Here is a 20,153-nt window from a genome sequence, read left to right on the forward strand (position 1 = left end):
CCGGTGAGCGACACGCTACGAGAGCCCCCACCCAGGCATCATCACCACCGACGCGGTGCCGCCCATATCGAACCGGAGAACCATGACCGTCGCCGACCGCCTCCCCGCCAAGCCCGCCCTCGAGGGCCTCGAGAGCAAGTGGGGCCTCGTCTGGCAGACGGACGGCACCTACCGGTTCGATCGCACCGGCCTCTCCCGCGCGGACGTCTACTCGATCGACACCCCGCCGCCGACCGCCTCCGGCTCGCTGCACATCGGGCACGTCTTCTCCTACACGCACACCGACGTCGTCGCCCGCTTCCAGCGCATGCGCGGCAGGAGCGTCTTCTACCCGATGGGCTGGGACGACAACGGCCTGCCCACCGAGCGCAGGGTGCAGAACTACTACGGCGTCCGCTGCGACCCGACCCTCCCCTACACGCCCGGCTTCGTGCCGCCGTTCGAGGGCGGCGACAACAAGAGCAGCAAGGCGGCCGACCAGAAGCCGATCTCGCGCCGCAACTTCATCGAGCTCTGCGAGCGCCTCACCGTCGAGGACGAGAAGCAGTTCGAGGACCTCTGGCGCACCCTCGGCCTCTCGGTCGACTGGACGCAGAGCTACCGCACCATCGGCGAGGAGTCGCAGGCCGCCTCCCAGCGCGCCTTCCTCCGCAACCTGGCGCGCGGCGAGGCCTACCAGGCGCAGGCGCCGACCCTCTGGGACATCACCTTCCGCACCGCGGTCGCTCAGGCCGAGCTGGAGGACAAGGACCAGCCCGGCGCGTATCACCGCATCGGCTTCCACCGCGACGGCGCGGAGGACGTCTTCATCGAGACGACCCGCCCGGAGCTGCTGCCCGCCTGCGTCGCGCTCGTGGCGCACCCGGACGACGAGCGCTACCAGGCGCTCTTCGGCACGACCGTGCGCACCCCGCTCTTCGACGTCGAGGTGCCGGTGCTCGCGCACCACCTCGCGCAGAAGGACAAGGGCTCGGGCATCGCGATGATCTGCACCTTCGGCGACCTGACCGACGTCGTCTGGTGGCGCGAGCTCGATCTGCCCAACCGCGCGGTCATCGGCTTCGACGGCCGCCTGATCTCCGAGGCGCCCGCCGCCATCGAGAGCGAGGCCGGCCGTGCCGCCTACGCGCAGCTCGCCGGCAAGACCGTGTTCTCCGCGAAGCAGACCGTCGTCGCGCTGCTCACCGAGTCGGGCGAGATGGTCGGCGAGCCCCGCCCGATCGTGCACCCGGTGAAGTTCTTCGAGAAGGGCGACAAGCCGCTCGAGATCGTCTCGACGCGCCAGTGGTACATCGTCAACGGCGCCCGCGACGCGGCGCTCAAGGAGCGTCTGCTCGAGCTCGGCCGCGACGTGCGGTTCGTGCCCGAGTTCATGCGCGTCCGCTACGAGAACTGGGTGAACGGCCTCGCCGGCGACTGGCTGATCTCGCGCCAGCGCTTCTTCGGCGTGCCGATCCCGGTCTGGTACCCGCTCGACGGCGACGGCAACCCGGTGTTCGACGCGCCGATCGTCCCCGAGGAGTCGGCACTTCCCGTCGACCCGTCCTCGGACGCCGCCCCCGGCTACTCGGAGGACCAGCGCGGCGTGGCCGGCGGCTTCCAGGGCGAGCTCGACGTGATGGACACCTGGGCGACCTCCTCGCTCACCCCGCAGCTCGCCGGCGGCTGGGAGCGCGACGACGAGCTCTGGCAGCTGGTCGCGCCCTACGACCTGCGCCCCCAGGGGCAGGACATCATCCGCACCTGGCTCTTCTCGACCCTGCTGCGCTCGCAGCTCGAGGACGGCCGCGCGCCGTGGAGCACCGCGACGGTCTCCGGCTTCATCGTCGACCCCGACCGCAAGAAGATGTCGAAGTCGAAGGGCAACGTCGTCACTCCGGCCGGCATGCTCGAGCAGCACGGCTCGGACGCGGTGCGCTACTGGGCCGCCTCCTCGCGCCTGGGCACGGACGCGGCGTTCGACCCGCAGAACCCGACGCAGATCAAGATCGGCCGCCGTCTGGCGATCAAGGTGCTCAACGCGGCGAAGTTCATCCACGGCTTCCCGCTGCCGGAGGGCGCGACGGTCAGCGACCCGCTCGACCTGAGCATGCTCGCCGCCCTCGACGGCGTGGTGGCCGACGCCACGACGGCGCTGGAGAACTACGACCACGCCCGTGCGCTCGAGATCACCGAGGCGTTCTTCTGGACGTTCTGCGACGACTACCTGGAGCTGGTGAAGGAGCGCGCGTACGGCGAGGACGGCGCGTCCGCGGCCGCCGCCCTGCACCGTGCGCTGGACGTCCTGCAGCGGCTGTTCGCGCCGTTCATCCCGTTCGCGGTCGAGGAGACCTGGTCCTGGTCGCACGACGGCTCGGTGCACGTGCAGCCGTGGCCGGAGCAGGCCGCTCTCGGCGGCGACCCGGCCGTTCTCAGCGCGGCCAGCACCGTGCTGACCGCGATCCGCCGGGCGAAGACCGATGCGAAGGCCTCGCAGAAGACGCCGGCCCGCTCCGCCGTCGTCACCGCGCCGGCCGAGCTGGTGGCGTCGCTGCGACTCGCCGCGGGCGACCTCGCGGCCGTCGGCCGGATCTCCGCGCTCGACTTCGCCGAGGGCGACGCGCTGGCCGTCCAGATCGAGCTCGAGACCGAGCCGACCGCCTGATCACCCGGGGGGCGGGCCACGGTCCGCTCCCCCTCTTCTCGAGAGGAACACCCCATGCAGCTCGGAACGCGCTGGCCGGTCGGCGGAGACACGCCGTCCACCCTGCCCGAGATCGTCGTCACCGCCGTCCGCGACGTGGAGGGCGAGCTCGCCTCCGCCGGCACCGACAGCTCCGCCTGGCGCTGGACGCTGACCTGGCTCGAGGGCAAGCCGGTGCTCGAGCTCGACGACGGCACCACCATCACCTACCGCCCGGACGAGGACGCCGCCTACATCACCCAGCCGCAGGGCCGCGTCGAGGGCGAGGACGACGACTGGGGCTGAGCCGCTGACGGCGTGGATCTCGAGACGCGCGCTGCGCGCGCTACTCGATCAGCATGAGCGGGCGGCGGCGGCTCTAGGCTCGCTGGATGAGCACCTCCGCCGCCGTCGCCGTCCTCCTCGAGCCGAGCGGGCTGCCGCACGGGCTGCCCGACTTCGCGGCGATCGAGCCGGAGGCGTACCGCCCGGCCTTCGAGGAGGCGCTGCGCCGCCACCGGGCCGAGATCGAGGCGATCGCCTCCTCCCCCGACGAGCCGACGGTCGAGAACACGCTGGTGGCGCTCGAGCGCTCCGGCCGGGAGCTGCGCCGGGTCAGCGCGGTCTTCTTCACGGTGGGCGCCTCCGATCGCACGCCGCTGACCGACGCCGTCGAGGAGGAGCTCGCTCCCCTGCTCTCCGCGCACGACGACGCGATCACCCTGGACCCGCGCCTCTACGCCCGGGTCCGCTCGCTCGCCGACCGGGCAGCGACACTCGACCTCGACGACGAGACCGCCTACCTGCTGGAGCGCGTCCTCCTGCGCTTCGAGCGCGCGGGCGCCCTCCTCGACGACGCCGGCAAGACCCGGCTCAGCGCGCTGAACGAGCGGCTATCGAGCCTCACCACCCGATTCGACAAGAACCTGCTCGCCGACACCAACGAGCGGGCCGTGCTGCTGGAGCGCGCGGAGCAGCTCGACGGACTCGACGCCTCCGAGATCTCCGCCGCCGCCCGTGCCGCCGCGGACCGCGGTGCCGACGGCTACCTCGTGACGCTTCCCCTCTACTCCGGGCACCCGTGGCTCGCCCGCCTGCGCGATCGCTCCGTCCGCGAGCGGATCGTGCGCGCCTCCCTCGGCCGCGCCTCCGAGAGCGGACCGCACGACAACCGCGAGGTCCTGCTCGACATCGTCGCCCTGCGCGCCGAGCGCGCCGTACTGCTCGGCCACTCCTCGCACGCCGCGTTCGTGATCTCGGGCCAGACGGCCGGGACGCCCGAGCGCGTCCGCGCCCTCCTCGAGGAGCTCGCGATCCCCGCCGCCCGGAACGCCCGCGCCGAGCTCGAGCAGATGCAGCAGCGGGCCGACGGCGAGCAGGACGCCGCGGGGCAGCCGCGCTTCACGCTCGAGGCGTGGGACCGGGCCTACTACGAGGAGCGCGTCCGCACCGCCCGCTACGCCGTCGACTCCAGCGCGCTCCGCCCCTACTTCGAGCTCGAGCGCGTCCTGCGCGAGGGCGTCTTCGCCGCCGCGACCGGGCTCTACGGCGTCCGGTTCGCGGAGCGGCCCGACCTGGTCGGGCACAGCGCGCACGTCCGTGTCTTCGAGGTCGCTGAGGAGGACGGCACCCCGCTCGGTCTGTTCCTCTTCGACCCGTTCACGCGCGACTCGAAGCGCGGCGGCGCCTGGATGAACTCGCTCCGGACCCGGACGACGCTGCTCGGCGACTCCGCCGTCGTCGTGAACACGCTGAACATCTCGGCGCCCGGCGACGGGGAGCCGGCGCTGCTCAGCCTCGACGAGGTCGAGACCCTCTTCCACGAGTTCGGGCACGCGCTGCACGGCCTCTTCGCGACCACGCGCTACCCGCGCTTCGGCGGGACGAGCGTCTTCCGCGACTTCGTCGAGTTCCCGAGTCAGGTCAACGAGATGTGGATCCGGCACCCGGAGCTGCTGCCCGTCTACGCCCGGCACGTCGAGACCGGCGAACCGCTGCCGGCCGCCGTCGTCGAGCAGCTCGAGGCGGCGGCGCTCTGGGGCGAGGGCTTCGCGACCACGGAGTACCTGGCCGCCGCTCTGCTCGACCTCGCCTGGCACGAGACGTCGGCCTCCGCCGACCGTGCCGACGTCGTGGAGTTCGAGACGCGCGCGCTGGAGGCCGCCGGGCTGCTGGACCCTGCGATCCCGCCGCGCTACCGCAGCACGTACTTCAAGCACGTCTTCTCGGGCGGCTACTCCGCGGGCTACTACTCCTACATCTGGAGCGAGATCCTCGACGCCGACACCGTCGAGTGGTTCGAGGAGAACGGCGGACTCGACCGCGCGGCCGGCGAGCGGTTCCGGCGGCGGATCCTCGAGATCGGCGGCTCGCGCGACCCGCTCGTCGCCTATCGGGAGTTCCGCGGGCGCGACGCGCGCACCGAGCCCCTGCTGCGGCGCCGCGGACTCGCCTGATCCGAGGGCTCGTCCCAGGGGTCAGGAGTGGCGGGCCACCCGACGCGGGTGCAGCCAAGCCAGCACGACCAGCCCCACCACGAGGCCCCAGAACGCGGAGCCGATCCCCGCGACCGCGATGCCGGACGCGGTGACGAGCAGGGTCGCCGCGGCCGGGAGGCGCAGTCGCGCGTCCTCGACCGCGGCCTGCACCGACGAGACGAACACGCCGAGCAGCGCCAGCCCGGCGACCGCCTCGATCAGCAGCGGACTGGCGGAGGAGACGAGCGCCGCAGCCGCTCCCGCGACCGCGCCGAGCACCAGATAGGACGCTCCCGCCGAGACCGAGGCGATCCACCGCCGCTCCGGCTGCGGCGAGGCCTCCGGACCCGCGGTCAGAGCAGCACTCAGCGCCGCGTAGTTGACCGGCACTCCCCCGAACACCGCGGAGACGCCGGAGGCGAGGCCGCTCGACACGATCGCCGGACGGGAGTGCGCCTCGAAGCCGAAGCTCGACAGCACCGCGATGCCGGGGATGTTCTGCCCTGCCATCGTGACGACGTAGAGCGGCAGCCCGATGCCGACCATCGCGCCGATCTCGAAGACCGGCACGACGAACTCGGGGACCGGCAGCAGCGGCGCCCCGGCGAGGGCGGCGCCGTCCGTGACCAGCAGCAGCACGATCGCGAGCGCGATCGCCGCCGGCACCGCCCAGCGCGGCAGCAGGCGGAGCAGGATCAGCCAGAGCGCGATGACCGGCAGCGCGAGCAGCGGGATCTCGACCGCGGCCCGCACGGGCGCCAGCACGAGCGGGAACAGGATGCCGGCGAGCATCGCGTTGGCGAGCGGCCGCGGGATGCGCGCCACGAGGCTCCCGAGTGCCGGCCAGAGCCCGGTCACCACGATCAGCGCGGAGGCGACGAGGAAGGCGCCGACGGCGCGGTCGAAGCCGCCGGGCAGGGTCGCGGTGGCGGCGAGCAGCGCCGCGCCCGGGGTGCTCCAGGCGAAGGTCATCGGCACCCGGTAGCGCACACTCAGCGCGATGCAGAGCACGCCCTGCAGCACGCAGACCGCGAGCAGACCCGACGCGGCCTGAGCATCGGTGGCGCCGACGGCGACGACGCCCGCGAGGACGATCGCGAACGAGCTGGAGAAGCCGGTGAGGGCGGCGACGATCCCGGCGAGGAGCGGCTGGACGATGACGGTGCCTCCGGTCGCTGACCCGGCCGAGCGCTGGGTCGGCGGACGCATCGGCGATGCGCTCCGCCAGAGTAGGGAACCGCGTCGCGCCCGGGCGCACGAACGCCGGGCCAATCAGCGCGAACTGGTCACGCGACGGCCCGGCGGAGGCGGCTCAGGCGCTCTTCTCCTGGCGGCGGGGAGCATGCGGCACGATGGTCGGCGCCGCGTTGTCGAGAACCGCGGCGCGGGTGACGACCACGCGGGCGACCTCGTCGGAGGACGGCACCTCGAACATGATCGGGCCGAGCACCTCCTCGAGGATGGCGCGGAGACCGCGGGCGCCGGTCTGCCGCAGCACGGCGAGATCGGCGATCGCCTCGAGGGCGCCGCGGTCGAACTCGAGCTCGACCCCGTCGATCTCGAACATCCGCTGGTACTGCTTGACCAGCGCGTTGCGCGGCTCGGTCAGGATCTGCATCAGCGCGACCTGGTCGAGCTGCGTGACCGTGGTGACCACAGGGAGGCGGCCGATGAACTCGGGGATGAGCCCGAACTTGTGCAGGTCCTCCGGGAGCACCTCGCTGAAGATGTTGATCTCGTCCTGCTTGTTGTGCAGCGGGGCGCCGAAGCCGATGCCGCGCTTGCCCGCGCGCGAGGAGATGATGTCCTCCAGCCCGGCGAAGGCGCCGGCCACGATGAACAGCACGTTCGTCGTGTCGATCTGGATGAACTCCTGGTGCGGGTGCTTCCGACCGCCCTGCGGCGGCACGGAGGCGACGGTGCCCTCGAGGATCTTCAGCAGCGCCTGCTGCACGCCCTCGCCCGAGACGTCGCGCGTGATCGACGGGTTCTCGGCCTTGCGGGCGATCTTGTCGACCTCGTCGATGTAGATGATGCCGGTCTCGGCCCGCTTGACGTCGTAGTCCGCGGCCTGGATCAGCTTGAGCAGGATGTTCTCGACGTCCTCGCCGACGTAGCCCGCCTCGGTCAGCGCCGTCGCGTCGGCCACGGCGAACGGGACGTTCAACCGCTTGGCCAGCGTCTGCGCGAGGTAGGTCTTGCCGCAGCCGGTGGGGCCGATCAGCAGGATGTTGCTCTTGGCGATCTCGATCTCGTCGTGGATCGCGTCCGCGGCGGTGATGGTGTTGCGCACCCGCACGCGCTTGTAGTGGTTGTAGACCGCGACGGCGAGGGCGCGCTTGGCCTGCTCCTGGCCGATCACGTACTCCTCGAGGAAGCCGTAGATCTCCTTCGGCTTCGGGAGGTCGAACTCGTGGCTCGTCTCCTCGCTCGACTCGGAGAGGCGCTCCTCGATGATCTCGTTGCACAGCTCGACGCACTCGTCGCAGATGTAGACGCCGGGACCGGCGATGAGCTGCTGGACCTGCTTCTGGCTCTTGCCGCAGAACGAGCACTTCAGCAGGTCGGCGCTTTCGCCAATACGTGCCACGGGGATGCCCCACTTCCTTGTCGTGCGTCGGTGCTCTCGGGCGGCGGTGCCGTCGAGCGTCTCGCAGAGGGCGGTCATGCGGAACCGCCGAACTCAGGACCGAGCCTAGCCGCTGAGCCGAGGGGGCTCGGCAGGCGGGCCGGATCGGCGGACCATTGCCCCGTCCGTGTCGGTTTGCTACGGTCCGGCGGCGCGCATCCGCCCGCCGGCACGCGGAAGGGCCGGGCGGCGGATCGCTCCGCCTCCCGGCCCTTCGACGATCGGTCGCTCTCCCGAGGTCAGACCGTGAGGGCGGGAACGCCCTTGCGGCTGGTCAGGATCTGGTCGATCAGTCCGTACTCGAGCGCGTCGTCGGCGCCGAGGATCTTGTCGCGGTCGATGTCCTTCTTGACCTGCTCCGGGGAGCGGTTGGAGTGGAAGGACAGCGTCTTCTCGAGCCACTCGCGCATGCGCATGATCTCCGCGGCCTGGATCTCGATGTCCGAGGCCTGGCCACCGCCCTGCTGCACGGCCGGCTGGTGGATCAGGATGCGCGCGTTCGGCAGCGCCAGGCGCTTGCCGGGCGTGCCCGCCGCGGTGAGCACCGCTGCGGCCGACGCGGCCTGACCGAGGACGACGGTCTGGATGTGCGGGCGGATGTACTGCATGGTGTCGTAGATCGCCGTCATCGCGGTGAAGGAGCCACCGGGCGAGTTGATGTACATCACGATGTCGCGGTCCGGGTCCTGGCTCTCGAGCACGAGGAGCTGGGCCATGATGTCGTCCGCGGACGCGTCGTCGACCTGCACGCCGAGGAAGATGATGCGGTCCTCGAAGAGCTTCGCGTAGGGGTCCTGGCGCTTGTAGCCGTAGGCCGTGCGCTCCTCGAACGTGGGGAGGATGTAGCGGGAGGAGGGCGCGGCTCCGGAGCCGAAGGCCGTCCCGCCGAAGGTGGGTGTGTTCATTGTCTCTTCCTGATCTCTCGGCGCGTCGGGGTGCTCAGCTGTCGGTGGCGGTTCCGCCGCCGCCGGCGACGTCGGTCGCCGAGGAGCGGATGTGGTCGACGAAGCCGTAGGCCAGGGCCTCCTCGGCGCTGAACCAGCGGTCGCGGTCGCCGTCCTCGTTGACCTGCTCGACGGTCTTGCCGGTCGCCTTCGCGGTGATCTCGGCGAGGCGCTTCTTCATGTCGAGGATCAGCTGCGCCTGGGTCTGGATGTCGGACGCGGTGCCGCCGAACCCGCCGTGCGGCTGGTGCAGCAGGACGCGCGCGTTCGGCGTGATGTAGCGCTTGCCCTGGGTCCCCGCGGTGAGCAGGAGCTGACCCATGGACGCCGCCATGCCGATGCCGACCGTCACGATGTCGTTCGGCACGAACTGCATCGTGTCGTAGATCGCCATTCCCGCGGTGATCGAGCCGCCGGGCGAGTTGATGTACAGGAAGATGTCCTTCTCGGCGTCCTCGGCCGCGAGGAGCAGGAGCTTCGCTGCGATCTCGTTCGCATTCTCGTCGCGCACCTCAGAACCGAGCCAGATGATCCGGTCCTTGAGAAGGCGGTCGAAAACACTGTTGGGCATCGCCATATCGGCCATGTGTCGCTCCGTTTCAGTTGTCGCTTCGGAGGCGAATCTATCGGACGGCACCCGGGCGACCCGGCCGTGTTCGCCGGGGGCGGAGCCGGAGCGGCCGGTGTTCGCCCGGGGCGGACTGCGGACGGGACCCGGGCCGGGGCTCGACCCCGGACTCGGGCCGAGACGACGAGAGCCGCCCCCGGTGATCCGGGAGCGGCTCGTGTCGTTCTGCGTCGAGGACTACTCGGCGGCCGGGATCTCCTCGGCGGCCGGAGCCTTCTTCTTCGCGGGGGCGCGCTTCTTCTTGGGGGCCGGAGCGGCCTCCTCCTCGGCGGGCGCCTCGGCGGCGGCGGGGGCCTCCTCGACGACGGCCTCCTCGACGACCTCGGCGGCGGGCGCGTCGACCTCATCGGTCGCGGCGTCGGCGTCCGTCTCGTCCGCGTCGTCCCCGGGGACGGCGGTGAACGCGGTCAGGTCGACGGCGTTGCCCTCGGTGTCGGTGACCTTCGCCTTGCCCAGGACGATCGCGAGCGCCTTGTTGCGGGCGACCTCGCCGACCATCTGGCCGATCTGGTTGTTCTCGGAGAGGATCTTGATGAACTCGTTCGGCTCCATGCCGTACTGCGCCGCACCCTGGATCAGGTACTGCGTGAGCTCGTCCTGGCTGACCTGGACCTTCTCCTGCTCGACGACGTGGTCGAGGAGGATCTGGGTCTTGAAGGTCTTCTCGCTCGCCTCGGTCACCTCGGCGCGGTGCTCAGCGTCCTCGAGGCGGTTCTCGCCCTCGAGGTGGCGGTGCACCTCGTCCTCGACGAGCGCGGCGGGGACGGGGACCTCGACGAGGCCGAGGAGGGCCTCGACGAGCTTCTCGCGCGCCTGGCCGCCCTGACCGAAGGTCTTCTGCTGGGCGGCCTGCTCCTTGAGCGAGTCGCGCAGCTCGGCGATGGTGTCGAACTCGCTGGCGATCTGCGCGAAGTCGTCGTCGGCGTCGGGGAGCTCGCGCTCCTTGACGGCGGTGAGCGTGACGGCGATCTCGGCCTGCTGGCCGGCGTGGTCGCCACCGAGCAGCGGAGCGGTGAACGTGGTGCTCTCCCCCGCGGTGAGCGAGTCGAGCGCCTCGTCGATGCCCTCGATCAGCTCGCCCGAGCCGAGCTCGTAGGAGATGGCGTTGGCCGTGTCGACCTCGACGCCGTCGATGGTCGCGATGAGGTCGATCTGCGCGAAGTCGCCGGTCGTCGCGGGGCGATCGACGGTGACGAGCGTGCCGAATCGGCTGCGGAGCTTGTCGAGCTCGGCGTCGACGTCGGCGTCGGTCACCTCGGCCGCATCGACCGTGAGCTCGAGGCCGTCGTAGGCCGGGACGGTGATCTCGGGGCGGACGTCGACCTCGATGGCGAGCTCGAGGTCGCCGGTGAAGTCCTTGTCGCTCGGCCAGGCGACGATGTCGGCCTGCGGGCGGCCCAGGGGGCGCACCTCGGTCTCGCGGACGGCCTCGCGGTAGAAGCCGTCGAGCCCCTCGTTGACGGCGTGCTCGAGGACGGCGGCCTTGCCGACCCGCTGGTCGACGATCGCCGGCGGGACCTTGCCCTTGCGGAAGCCGGGGACGTTGATCTGCTCGGCGATGTGGCCGTAGGCGTGGGTGATGCTGGGGCCGAGCTCGTCCGGGGTGACCGAAATCGCGAGCTTGACGCGGGTCGGGCTCAGCTTTTCTACCGTGGTCTTCACGTGAGGGGATCTCCTGTGCTGGTTGGTGTCGGCGCCGTGTGACCGGTCGTCACGGGTCGATGTCGTCACGATGAGTACTCGTGGTCGGGGCGACAGGATTCGAACCTGCGACCTCCCGCTCCCAAAGCGGGCGCTCTAGCCAAGCTGAGCTACGCCCCGGTTGCGCGGGCCGGTGCACCGTGCCGATGAGGACTCTCGTCGAGCCCTTCCTGCACGGTCACTGGCGCGACACGCCGAAATGGCCTTCGCAAGTGTACTGCACCGCACTCCTGCGGCCGGAACAGGCGCGCGGGGGCGGCTTCGCGGGTCGGCGTCGCCGCCGCTTCGCCTCGTGTACTACAGTGTCCTGGTGCCCGGTCGAGACGACGGGCCCCGCCCGAGAGGGCGGCCCGCGGCGGGTTCTCCGGACTGCCGATTCCGGGGCTGTAGCTTAGTGGTAAAGCCTCTGTCTTCCAAACAGATGATGCGAGTTCGATTCTCGTCAGCCCCTCCGATTCTTTCTTCCTTCTTGCTCGTCGAGTAGGCGCGCAGCGGCGTATCGAGACCCACCGTCCTCAGCAGGGATGGATCTCGACACGCCCTCTGCGAGGGCTACTCGATCAACATGCGCCGGCGAACCTCGATCGGGCGGCTTCCCATTGCTGGTCGAGTAGCCGCGCAGCGGCGTATCGAGACCCACCGTCCTCAGAAGGGATGGATCTCGACACGCCCTCTGCGAGGGCTACTCGATCAGCTGGGCTTCCGCGCGCTTCCGCATGCTGGTCGAGTAGCCGCTTAGCGGCGTATCGAGACCCACCGTGCTCAGCAGGGATGGATCTCGATACGCCCCCTGCAAGAGCTACTCGATCAGCATGGCGGCGGAGCTCAGCGGACGGTGACGGCGACCGGGGCGCTCGACGCGGTGTTGCCCGCGGCGTCCGACGCCTTCGCCACGACCTGGTGCTCGCCCTTGGGGAAGCCCTTGGTGGAGACGGTCAGCTTCCAGGTGCCGTCGGCCGCCTTCTTCGCCGTCCCGATCCGCGTGCTGCCCGTCCAGAAGACCAGGGACGTGGTGTCGGCGTCCGCGACCGCGACGAGGGTGACCGTTCCGACGACGGTGCTGCCCGCGGTCGGGCTGGTGACGCGCGAGGACGGTGCGGCCGTGTCTCGGGCCGGAGTCGGCGTCGGCGTCGGCGTACGCGTCGGGGTCGGAGAGGCAGTCGGAGTCGGAGTCGGAGTCGCGGTCGCGGTCGGAGTCGGCGATGCAGTCGCAGTAGCAGTCGGAGTCGCGGTTGCAGTCGGAGTCGCGGTTGCAGTCGGAGTCGCGGTTGCAGTCGGAGTCGCCGTTGCAGTCGGACTCGGGGTGGCGATCGGAGTCGCAGTCGGCGTAGCGGTCGGAGTCGCGGTCGGCGTGGCAGTCGCGGTCGGCGTAGCAGTCGCGGCCGGAGACGGAGTCGGGGTGGTGGTCGGGGAGGCCGTCGCGGTGGGGGACGCGGTCGGGGTCTCGGCAGGATCGGTCGGCTCGGGGACGGCTGTCGGTGCCGGGGAGGCGCTGGGCGTCGGCACGCTCGTCGGCTCAGCGGTCGGCGGAGCGGACGGCACGGGCGTCGACGTCGGCTCGGACGCCGCCCAGTCGGGCACGGCCTCGGGTCCCCAGAGGATGTCGGCGATCAGGGCCTGGCCGCGGGCGTTGGGGTGGAAGTAGTCGACGGTGGACACGATGTCGGGCGAGACGGTGGCGGCGGTGAAGGCGCCGTCGTCCCAGACGCAGCGGGAGCCGACGGCGGAGCAGGCCGCGGCGAGGGCGTCGTTGAACTGACGGGTGCGCTGCGCCGCTGCGGCGACCGCCGCGGTGTACGCGTCACCGGTCTGGACGACGTTGTCGGCCGTCGCCCCGCGGGTCGTGCGGCAGAGCCGGTTCGCGGGCCAGCCCGCCTCGGCCGGTCCCCCGCGCAGGCCCGCCCACTCGGACGCGATGTCCGGCATCGAGCCGACGAGGACCGTCGCCTCCGGCCAGGTCGAGCCGATCTGACGCAGCAGGCTCGACGCCGACGCGCTGAAGGACGCGGCGGGAGTCATCGCGTACCCGTCGGCGGCGCCCGTGAGGTCGGGGTGGCAGAGGTCGTTCCCGCCCACCAGGAGGGTGACGACGTCGGGGTCCGCGCCGGCCGAGGCGGCAGCGGTCACGGTCGAGGCGACGGCGTTGATCCGGCTCCCCGACTTGGCGTAGTTCGCCGTGGTGACGACGCTGCCCGGGTTCACCTCCTGGAGGCGGGTGGCGATCGAGCGGACCGCACTCGCGGTTCCCGTCGACCAGGAGTTGACCGGGCAGTCGGCGCGGGTGCCGCAGCTCGAGGCGCCACGGGTGATCGAGTCGCCGAAGGAGACGACCGACAGGGTCGGGGCCGGTTCGGCGGCCGCGGCGGGCACCGCGGCCGCGCCGACGAGGAGGGCGATGAGGAGGAGGACGGACAGGGGGGAACGGCGGGCCGGGCGCGGGGGCATGACTCTGCTCTCGTGGGGCGACGTGGTGCCGCGGCGGCGGAGCGAGGCGGGGGCGCGGGCTCCGTCGACCGGGCGACCGGGGGGACGGGGAGGGGAACCGCCGGATCCGCCCGGAGAAGCGCCGCTCAGGGAGCCCGGCCACTCCGGCGGTGCCGGCTGCTCAGAGCCTTGCCGACGGCGCAGCACCGCGATACCGCCTCACGACCGGCCTGCTCCCCCCATAGGTGAGGCGCGGCACGGGTCGAATCCTTCGGTGCGTCCTGCACCGCTCCGACGAGGACCGCCGCGGTCCCGTGGGGCGCCTGACGGCGGCCCCTGCTGGTCAGCGGACCGTGACGGTGACGGGGGCACTCGTCCCCGTGTTGCCCGAGCGGTCGGTCGCGGTGGCGACGAGATCGTGCTCGCCCTTCGGGAAGCCCCTGGTCGACACGGTCAGCGTCCAGCCGCCGTTCGCCGCGTGCTTCGCCGAACCGAGGCGGCGACCCTCGCTCGAGAAGACGAGCGAGGCGGTGTCGTCGTCGGAGACGGCGGCCAGGGCGACGTTCCCCGAGACCGAGTCGCCGGCGAGCGGGCCGGTGATGCGCACCGTCGGCGCGGTCGTGTCCTTCGTGCCGGCGAGGCCTCGGCTCGGGGTCGTGCTCGGAGTGGAGCCGGGCGCCGGAGCGCGGGTCGCTGCGCGTGCCGGGGTCGTGGGCCGAGCAGGAGTCACGGTCTTCGTCGCTCGGCGCGCGCCGGCCGGGGCCGGAGTGGCCTTCGGCGCGGGGGTGGTCTTCGACGACGGGGTGGTCGTCGGGGCGGGAGTCGTCGTCGGAGTGGGCGTCGTCGGGACCGGTGCGTCGGTGACCGCCGGCACCGGCGGGGAGACCGGAGCACCCTGGGTGAGGCGCGCGGCCCAGGCGGGGACCGCCTCGGGACCCCAGAGCACCCGCGCGATCAGGGCCTGGCCCTGGACGTTCGGATGGAAGGAGTCGACGCTCGAGACGATCTCGGGGCTGATCTCCGTGCGGCTGAGGGCGCCGCCGTCCCAGACGCAGTGCGGGCCCTCGGCCGCGCACGCCGAGGCGAGCGCGTCGTCGTACTGCCGCGTGCGCTCGGCCGCGGCCATCACCGTCGAGGTGAAGGCGTCACCGGTCTGGACGACGTTGTCGGCGAGGGCCCCGCGCGTCGTCCGGCACAGCTTGGCCGACGGCCAGGTCCTCGCGCCCGCGCCGGTCTGCACCGCGGCCCACTCGGACGCCACGTCCGGGACCGACCCGACGAGGACGGTCGCCTCCGGCCAGGCGGACCTGATCCGCTGCAGCGCACTCGTCGCGGACGCGGCGAACGCGTCGGCGGGCGTCATCGCGTAGCCGTCGGCGGCGGCCCGGAGATCGGGGTGGCAGAGGTCGTTGCCGCCGATGAGCAGCGTCACGACGTCGGGTCGGGCCCCGGCGGCCGCCGCGGCGGACACCGCCGAGGCGACTCCCGCGATCCGGCTGCCCGACTCGGCGTAGTTCGTCGACGTGACGGTGCGACGCGGGTTCAGCTCATGGAGGCGGGTGGCGACGGAGTGGACCGCGGGTGCGGAACCGGTGGCCCAGGAGTTGACGGGGCAGTCGCCCCGGCCTCCGCAGGTGGTGGCGGCGCGGGTGATCGAGTCGCCGAACGAGGCGACCGAGAGCGCGGGGGCCTCGGCGGCGGTGGCGGACGGGGCGGCTGCTCCTCCGGCGAGGAGCAGTGCCGTGAGAGCGACGGTGGACAGGCGGGAACGGAGGGACATGGCTCTTCTCAAGGACGGTGATCAAGGAGGGCGGAGCACAGTCGTTCGACCGTCGGCTCCAGCGGTCGACCGACCGCCGTGAGGACCGCGGACGATGCCGGCCGAACCTCGTGGGGAAAGGTATTTCCGCTCCTCCGCAGGCCGCCACCTTGTGGCACGGATCGACTCGACTGGCGTTCATCGAGCAGTTGTCGGCATTTGACCACGTGGCGCACTCTGCCGATCGGTGCGCCTCCTTCGAGCTAGCGGCCGACGGCGGCGGTCTGCTGGAGGTCCGCCGGAGACGGGCTCCCCTCGGACGGCTGCGCTCCGGCCGGACGGCCGAGCGTCACGCGCTCGGTGACGTTCTCGGGCATGCCGACCCGCGTCCTCGACTCGTCCGGGGCGCCGCTCGTCGAATCGGCGATGCCGATCTCGTCGAGCGTCGGGAGGTCCGCCGGAGCCGGAGCCGGAGCGCCTGCGGAGTGCGGGACCGCCCACGCGGGAACCGCCTCCGGGCCCCATAGGACGCTGGCGACCAGCGCCTGGCCGGCGACGTTCGGGTGGAAGTAGTCGACCGTCGAGAGGACGTCCTTCGTGATGGGCGTCCTGGTGAGAGCACCGCCGTCCCAGACGCACTGGGGGCCCGCTGCGGAGCAGGCCGCGGCCAGAGCCTCGTTGTACCGATCCGTGCGCTCCTCGGCTGCGGCGACCGCCGCCTCGAAGGCGGCCCCCCTCTGGACGTGATTGTCGGCCTTGGCTCCGCGCGTGGTCCGGCAGATGCTGAAGAGTCCCCAGATCAGCTCGCCCGGTGTGCCCTGGACGACCTCCCACTCGGACCCGATGTCCGGCACCGATCCGAGCAGCACGGTCGCCCGCGGCCAGGCCGAGCTGATCTTCCGGAGCAGACCCGACGCCGAGGCGGAGAAGTCCGCGGCGGGCGTCATCGCGTAGCCGTCCGGCCCGGCCGGGACGTCGGGGCTGCAGAGGTCGTTGCCGCCGATGAGGAGCGTGACCACGTCCGGAGCGGCCCCGGCCGCCTGTGCCGCCGAGACCGCCGCGGAGACCTCGGCGATGCGGCTGCCGGACTTCGCGCGGTTGTGGGTCGTGACCGTGCGCTGCGGAGCCACCTCCTGGAGGCGGGTCGCGATGGAGCGGACCTCGGGGGCGGAACCGGTCGACCAGGAGTTGACCGGGCAGTCGTCCTCCGTGCCGCAGGTCGCGGCGGCTCGGGTGATCGAATCGCCGAAGGCGACGACGGACAGCTCGGACGGTGTCGCGGCGGCGGCCGCGGGGGCGATCGCCCCTCCCGCGAGCACGGCCGCGGTGAGGCCGAGGACGATCAGGGGGGAACGGCGGGGACGATGCGGGGACACGATTCTCCTCGGGAAGAGTGGGACGGAGACAGAGGTGTCCGATCGATCGGCGAGCCGTCGATCCGAGGGCGGCGACCGCGCACCGGAGTGCCACGGCGGAACCTGTTCCCGAACGATAGAGACGCTCACCGCAGAGGCGGGAACTTCTGGCGCCGATCGGGCTCCTGGCGCTCCCTGACCGCCTCAGTCGGTCCCGGCGCCGGCCGCTCCCCGATGCAGCTCGGCCAGGTCGAGGTACGACGCGGCGTTGCGGCGGATCCCGTCCCGCTCCTGCTCGGACAGCTCGCGGCGCACCTTCGCCGGAACGCCCGCGACGAGGGAGCCCGGCGGCACGACGGTGCCCTCGAGCACCACTGCGCCGGCGGCGACGAGCGACCCGGAGCCGATCACCGCCCCGTTCAGGACGGTCGCGTTCATCCCGACGAGCACGTCGGACTCGAGGGTGCAGCCGTGCAGCACGGCGTTGTGCCCGACCGAGACACCCGAGCCGAGGGTCGCGTCGAAGCCCTCGTCCACGTGCACGATCACGCCGTCCTGCAGGTTGCTGCCGCGGCCGATCCGGATGCGCGCCCTCTCTGCGCGGAGGACGGCGCCGTACCAGACGCTCGACTCCTCCTCCAGCTCCACCGCTCCGACGAGGGTCGCGCCCGGGGCCACCCAGGCCGAGTCGGCGACGACCGGGGATCCGCCCGGCAGAGCGATCAAGCGGGCGTCCGGGTGCGCTCCTGCTGCCATGCGATCGGTCCTCCTCCTCGGCGGACTCCGCGGTCGCCGGATCCCAGTGTCGCAGGGGCGTCGGGCACCGCCCGGGCGGCGATCCTGGCCGGTCGTCGGACCCCGATCACGATCTGTCCCCGTCCGGGGCACGCGCGGAGGAGGCGGCACGACCTAGGCTGACCCCGGTCCGGGGGGATTTCCGTGACCGACGGAACAAGGGGACGGCAATGCGACGACGTACCGCACGGGCGACGATCATGGGAGCGCTCGCAGCCCTCCTCCTGGTGCCGATGGTGGCCACCGCGCCCGGCAGCTCGGCGAGCGCCGCCGCCGACACGGTGAAGCCGGTGGTGAGCATCACCGCTCCCGTGAGCGGATCGACGGTCGCGGGGACGATCTCCCTCGCGGCGACCGCGACGGACGCGGTCGGGACCACCCAGCTCTCGTTCTGGGAGGGCACCCGCCGTCTGGGCTACGCCACCGTGCAGGCGGGCGTCTGGACGCTGCCGCTCGACACGCGGACGCTGGCCGAGGGCTCGCACGTCTTCGTGGCCAAGGGCAAGGACGCGGCGGGGAACATCGGCAACAGTGCCGCCACGCGCGTCACCGTGCAGAACACCGGCTCGACCCCCGTTCCGACGACGAGTCCCTCCCCCACGCAGACCCCGGTCCCGTCGGCGACGCCCACCGCGACGACCACCCCCTCGCCGACCGCGAGCCCGACGACCGCGCCGAGCCCCAGCGCCACGCCGACCGCCACGGGCTCGCCGAAGCCCGACACGACGAAGCCGACCGCGCGCATCACCTCGCCCGCCACGGGGAGCACCGTCCCGCGGACCGTGACGCTCGTCGCCACCGCGTCGGACGACATCGGAGTCACCGCTCTCTCCTTCTGGTCCGGCTCCACCCGGGTCGGGAATGCCGTGCAGCAGGCCTCCGGCGACTGGTCGCTCACCACCTCGAGCCTCGCCGTGACCTCGCACGTGATCATCGCCAAGGCCCGCGACGCCGCCGGCAACATCGGCAGCAGCGGCTCGATCGCGCTGACCGTCTCGGCCACGGCACCGACGACGCCGCCGACCGCGACCCCGACACCCACCGCGACTCCGACGAGGACACCGACGCCCACGGCGACGCCGACCGCCACCGCGACCCCTACGGCCACCCCGACCGCGACGCCGACCCCCACGGCGACGCCCACCACTCCCCCCACCGTGCCCGGCGTTCCGGCGCCGCTCGCGCAGTGGGACTTCACCCAGTCGGCCGCGCCGTACTACTCCACGGCGAACGACCTGCCGCTGCTCCAGGCGGGCAAGACCAAGGCCACGACCACGTCGACGCCCTGGGGCTCCGGGATCTCGATGACCGGGTCGAGCTTCCTCCGCGTGCCGCTGGAGTCGGCGGGCCGCCTGACGATCGGCGCCACGGGCAACGCGGTCACCGTCGCAAGCTGGGTCTACATGACCGACGACAGCACCGGCTACGTCGCCGGCGCCTGGAACGAGCACGGTGAGCGCGCGGGCCGCTCCTACGGCCTCTTCTACGACCTCGGCCTCTACGGCGGCGACGAGCGATCGGCCTTCCACGTCTCGCGGACCGGCGGCCCGACCCCCGGCTATCCGTACTCCCGCGACTACTCGGCCTCGGGGAACACGTTCACTCGGAACACCTGGCAGCTGCACGTCGGCACCTACGACGGCACCTACGCGGTCTCCTACCTGGACGGCACCTCGGTCGCCTACCCGCGCTTCGTCGACAACAAGGGCGCGACCTACGCGAAGAACCCGTACCTCTTCACCGAGGGCCTGAACCCGAACGCCGGCGACTTCACGGTCGGCGCGGTCGAGCTCACCTCGGGCCCCGGCAACTACGCGAAGGGCACCTTCGCGAAGATCCGGGTCTGGGACAAGGCCCTCACCGCCGACCAGGTCAAGGCGCTCTACGACACGGAGCGCACGGCGCTGAAGTAGGCGCGCGGGGATGGCTGTCAGGTCGATGCTGATCGAGCAGCCCGCGGAGCGGGCGTATCGAGATCCACCAGCGCTAGAGCAAGGGTCTGCAGAGCCGCCCAGCTGACGGCGGTGGGTCTCGATACGCCCCAGCGGGGCTACTCGACCAGCATGGAGGGGCCTCACCGGCGAGACGCGGTGCGACTACTCGGCCGGCTCAGCGCGCGGCGCGGAGCCAGGCGAGGACCGCGAGCACGCGGCGGTGGTCCGAGCCGGAATCCTCGAGTCCGAGCTTCTGGAAGATCGAGGTGACGTTCTTCTCGACCGCGCCGACGCCGATGAAGAGCGCGGCGGCGATGCCGGCGTTCGTGCGCCCCTCGGCCATCGCCTCGAGCACCTCGCGCTCGCGCGGGGTCAGGAGCGCCAGCGGGTCGCGGTTGCGCTGGAGCAGCGAGGCGACGACCTGCGGATCGAGCACCGTCCCGCCCGCCGCGACGCGCTCGACGGCGTCGCGCAGCTCCTCCACCGAGGCGACGCGGTCCTTGAGCAGATAGCCCATGCCGCCCTCGCCCGAGCCGAGCAGCTCGTGCGCGTAGGTCACCTCGACGTATTGGCTGAGCAGGAGCACGGCGATCCGCGGGTGCAGGCGCCGGAGGTCGAGGGCCGCGCGGACGCCCTCGTCGCGGAAGGTGGGCGGCATGCGGACGTCGAGCACGGCCACGTCCACCGAGGACGGCTCCGCGGCGACGGCCGCGAGCAGCCCCTCGGCGTCGCCGTGGGCTCCGACGACGGAGAAGCCGGCGTCCTCGAACAGTCGGACCAGGCCCTCGCGCAGGAGGACGGAGTCCTCGGCGAGGGCGACACGGATCGGTGAGGCGGGCGGCACG

At 72.1% G+C, this 20,153-nt stretch carries 14 protein-coding genes and 2 tRNA genes; 5 read left to right on the top strand and 11 right to left on the bottom strand.

The genetic code is table 11. The features are described from left to right. The first annotated feature begins 82 nt into the window (after positions 1–82). The 3 genes from valS (at position 83) to MT353_RS11730 (ending at position 5,118) form a co-directional block, all read left to right on the top strand. Positions 83–2,644, top strand: coding sequence for a valine--tRNA ligase (valS, locus tag MT353_RS11720; protein WP_243624531.1), 2,562 nt, complete (start codon positions 83–85; stop codon positions 2,642–2,644). 54 nt (positions 2,645–2,698) lie between these two features. Continuing rightward, positions 2,699–2,968 carry a hypothetical protein gene (locus MT353_RS11725; protein ID WP_123703503.1) on the top strand — a complete coding sequence of 90 codons (270 nt, stop codon included), beginning with the start codon at positions 2,699–2,701 and terminating at the stop codon, positions 2,966–2,968. An 86-nt stretch (positions 2,969–3,054) separates the two neighbouring features. Further along, positions 3,055–5,118: a M3 family metallopeptidase gene (locus MT353_RS11730; protein ID WP_243624532.1), complete on the top strand. Its 2,064-nt coding sequence runs from the start codon at positions 3,055–3,057 to the stop codon at positions 5,116–5,118. Between the two features lie 21 nt (positions 5,119–5,139). On the opposite strand, the gene MT353_RS11735 is transcribed toward MT353_RS11730, so the two are convergent. The 6 genes from MT353_RS11735 to MT353_RS11760 form a co-directional block, all read right to left on the bottom strand. Next, positions 5,140–6,348 carry a benzoate/H(+) symporter BenE family transporter gene (locus MT353_RS11735; protein ID WP_243624533.1) on the bottom strand — a complete coding sequence of 403 codons (1,209 nt, stop codon included), beginning with the start codon at positions 6,346–6,348 and terminating at the stop codon, positions 5,140–5,142. 103 nt (positions 6,349–6,451) lie between these two features. Next, complete coding sequence (gene clpX / locus MT353_RS11740) at positions 6,452–7,729, bottom strand: ATP-dependent Clp protease ATP-binding subunit ClpX (protein ID WP_123445812.1); 1,278 nt, start codon at positions 7,727–7,729, stop codon at positions 6,452–6,454. Positions 7,730–8,007: 278 nt separating this feature from the next. Further along, positions 8,008–8,673: an ATP-dependent Clp protease proteolytic subunit gene (locus tag MT353_RS11745; protein WP_123445811.1), complete on the bottom strand. Its 666-nt coding sequence runs from the start codon at positions 8,671–8,673 to the stop codon at positions 8,008–8,010. A 34-nt stretch (positions 8,674–8,707) separates the two neighbouring features. Continuing rightward, positions 8,708–9,349 (bottom strand): ATP-dependent Clp protease proteolytic subunit, encoded by a 642-nt coding sequence (locus tag MT353_RS11750; protein ID WP_260300538.1) that lies wholly within the window; start codon positions 9,347–9,349, stop codon positions 8,708–8,710. A gap of 168 nt (positions 9,350–9,517) precedes the next feature. Then, positions 9,518–11,002 (bottom strand): trigger factor, encoded by a 1,485-nt coding sequence (gene tig, locus MT353_RS11755; protein WP_243599169.1) that lies wholly within the window; start codon positions 11,000–11,002, stop codon positions 9,518–9,520. An 81-nt stretch (positions 11,003–11,083) separates the two neighbouring features. Next, positions 11,084–11,161, bottom strand: a tRNA-Pro gene (locus MT353_RS11760). A gap of 260 nt (positions 11,162–11,421) precedes the next feature. Between MT353_RS11760 and MT353_RS11765 the strand changes: the two genes are divergently transcribed. Beyond that, positions 11,422–11,492, top strand: a tRNA-Gly gene (locus MT353_RS11765). Positions 11,493–11,866: 374 nt separating this feature from the next. Here the strand turns inward: MT353_RS11765 and MT353_RS11770 are convergent. From MT353_RS11770 to MT353_RS11785, 4 genes are all read right to left on the bottom strand, one after another. Then, positions 11,867–13,486, bottom strand: a complete 1,620-nt coding sequence (locus tag MT353_RS11770) for a GDSL-type esterase/lipase family protein (RefSeq protein WP_243624534.1) — start codon at positions 13,484–13,486, stop codon at positions 11,867–11,869. A gap of 322 nt (positions 13,487–13,808) precedes the next feature. Further along, positions 13,809–15,245: a GDSL-type esterase/lipase family protein gene (locus tag MT353_RS11775; protein ID WP_243624536.1), complete on the bottom strand. Its 1,437-nt coding sequence runs from the start codon at positions 15,243–15,245 to the stop codon at positions 13,809–13,811. A 242-nt stretch (positions 15,246–15,487) separates the two neighbouring features. Then, entirely contained in the window at positions 15,488–16,600 is a 1,113-nt protein-coding gene (locus MT353_RS11780) for an SGNH/GDSL hydrolase family protein (protein ID WP_243624537.1), read from the bottom strand. A 183-nt stretch (positions 16,601–16,783) separates the two neighbouring features. Then, the gene (locus MT353_RS11785; RefSeq protein ID WP_243624539.1) at positions 16,784–17,335 is read right to left on the bottom strand and encodes a gamma carbonic anhydrase family protein; all 552 of its coding nucleotides are present in this window, start codon (positions 17,333–17,335) and stop codon (positions 16,784–16,786) included. 209 nt (positions 17,336–17,544) lie between these two features. Here MT353_RS11785 and MT353_RS11790 point away from each other — a divergent pair, with 209 nt between their 5' ends. After that, positions 17,545–19,287 (top strand): Ig-like domain-containing protein, encoded by a 1,743-nt coding sequence (locus tag MT353_RS11790; protein ID WP_243624542.1) that lies wholly within the window; start codon positions 17,545–17,547, stop codon positions 19,285–19,287. Positions 19,288–19,483: 196 nt separating this feature from the next. Here MT353_RS11790 and MT353_RS11795 read toward each other — a convergent pair whose 3' ends face one another. Beyond that, positions 19,484–20,152: a response regulator transcription factor gene (locus MT353_RS11795; RefSeq protein ID WP_123703482.1), complete on the bottom strand. Its 669-nt coding sequence runs from the start codon at positions 20,150–20,152 to the stop codon at positions 19,484–19,486. Position 20,153 lies beyond the last annotated feature (1 nt).

The sequence above is a fragment of the Rathayibacter sp. VKM Ac-2927 genome (assembly GCF_022815525.1).
Classification (GTDB): domain Bacteria; phylum Actinomycetota; class Actinomycetes; order Actinomycetales; family Microbacteriaceae; genus Rathayibacter; species Rathayibacter festucae.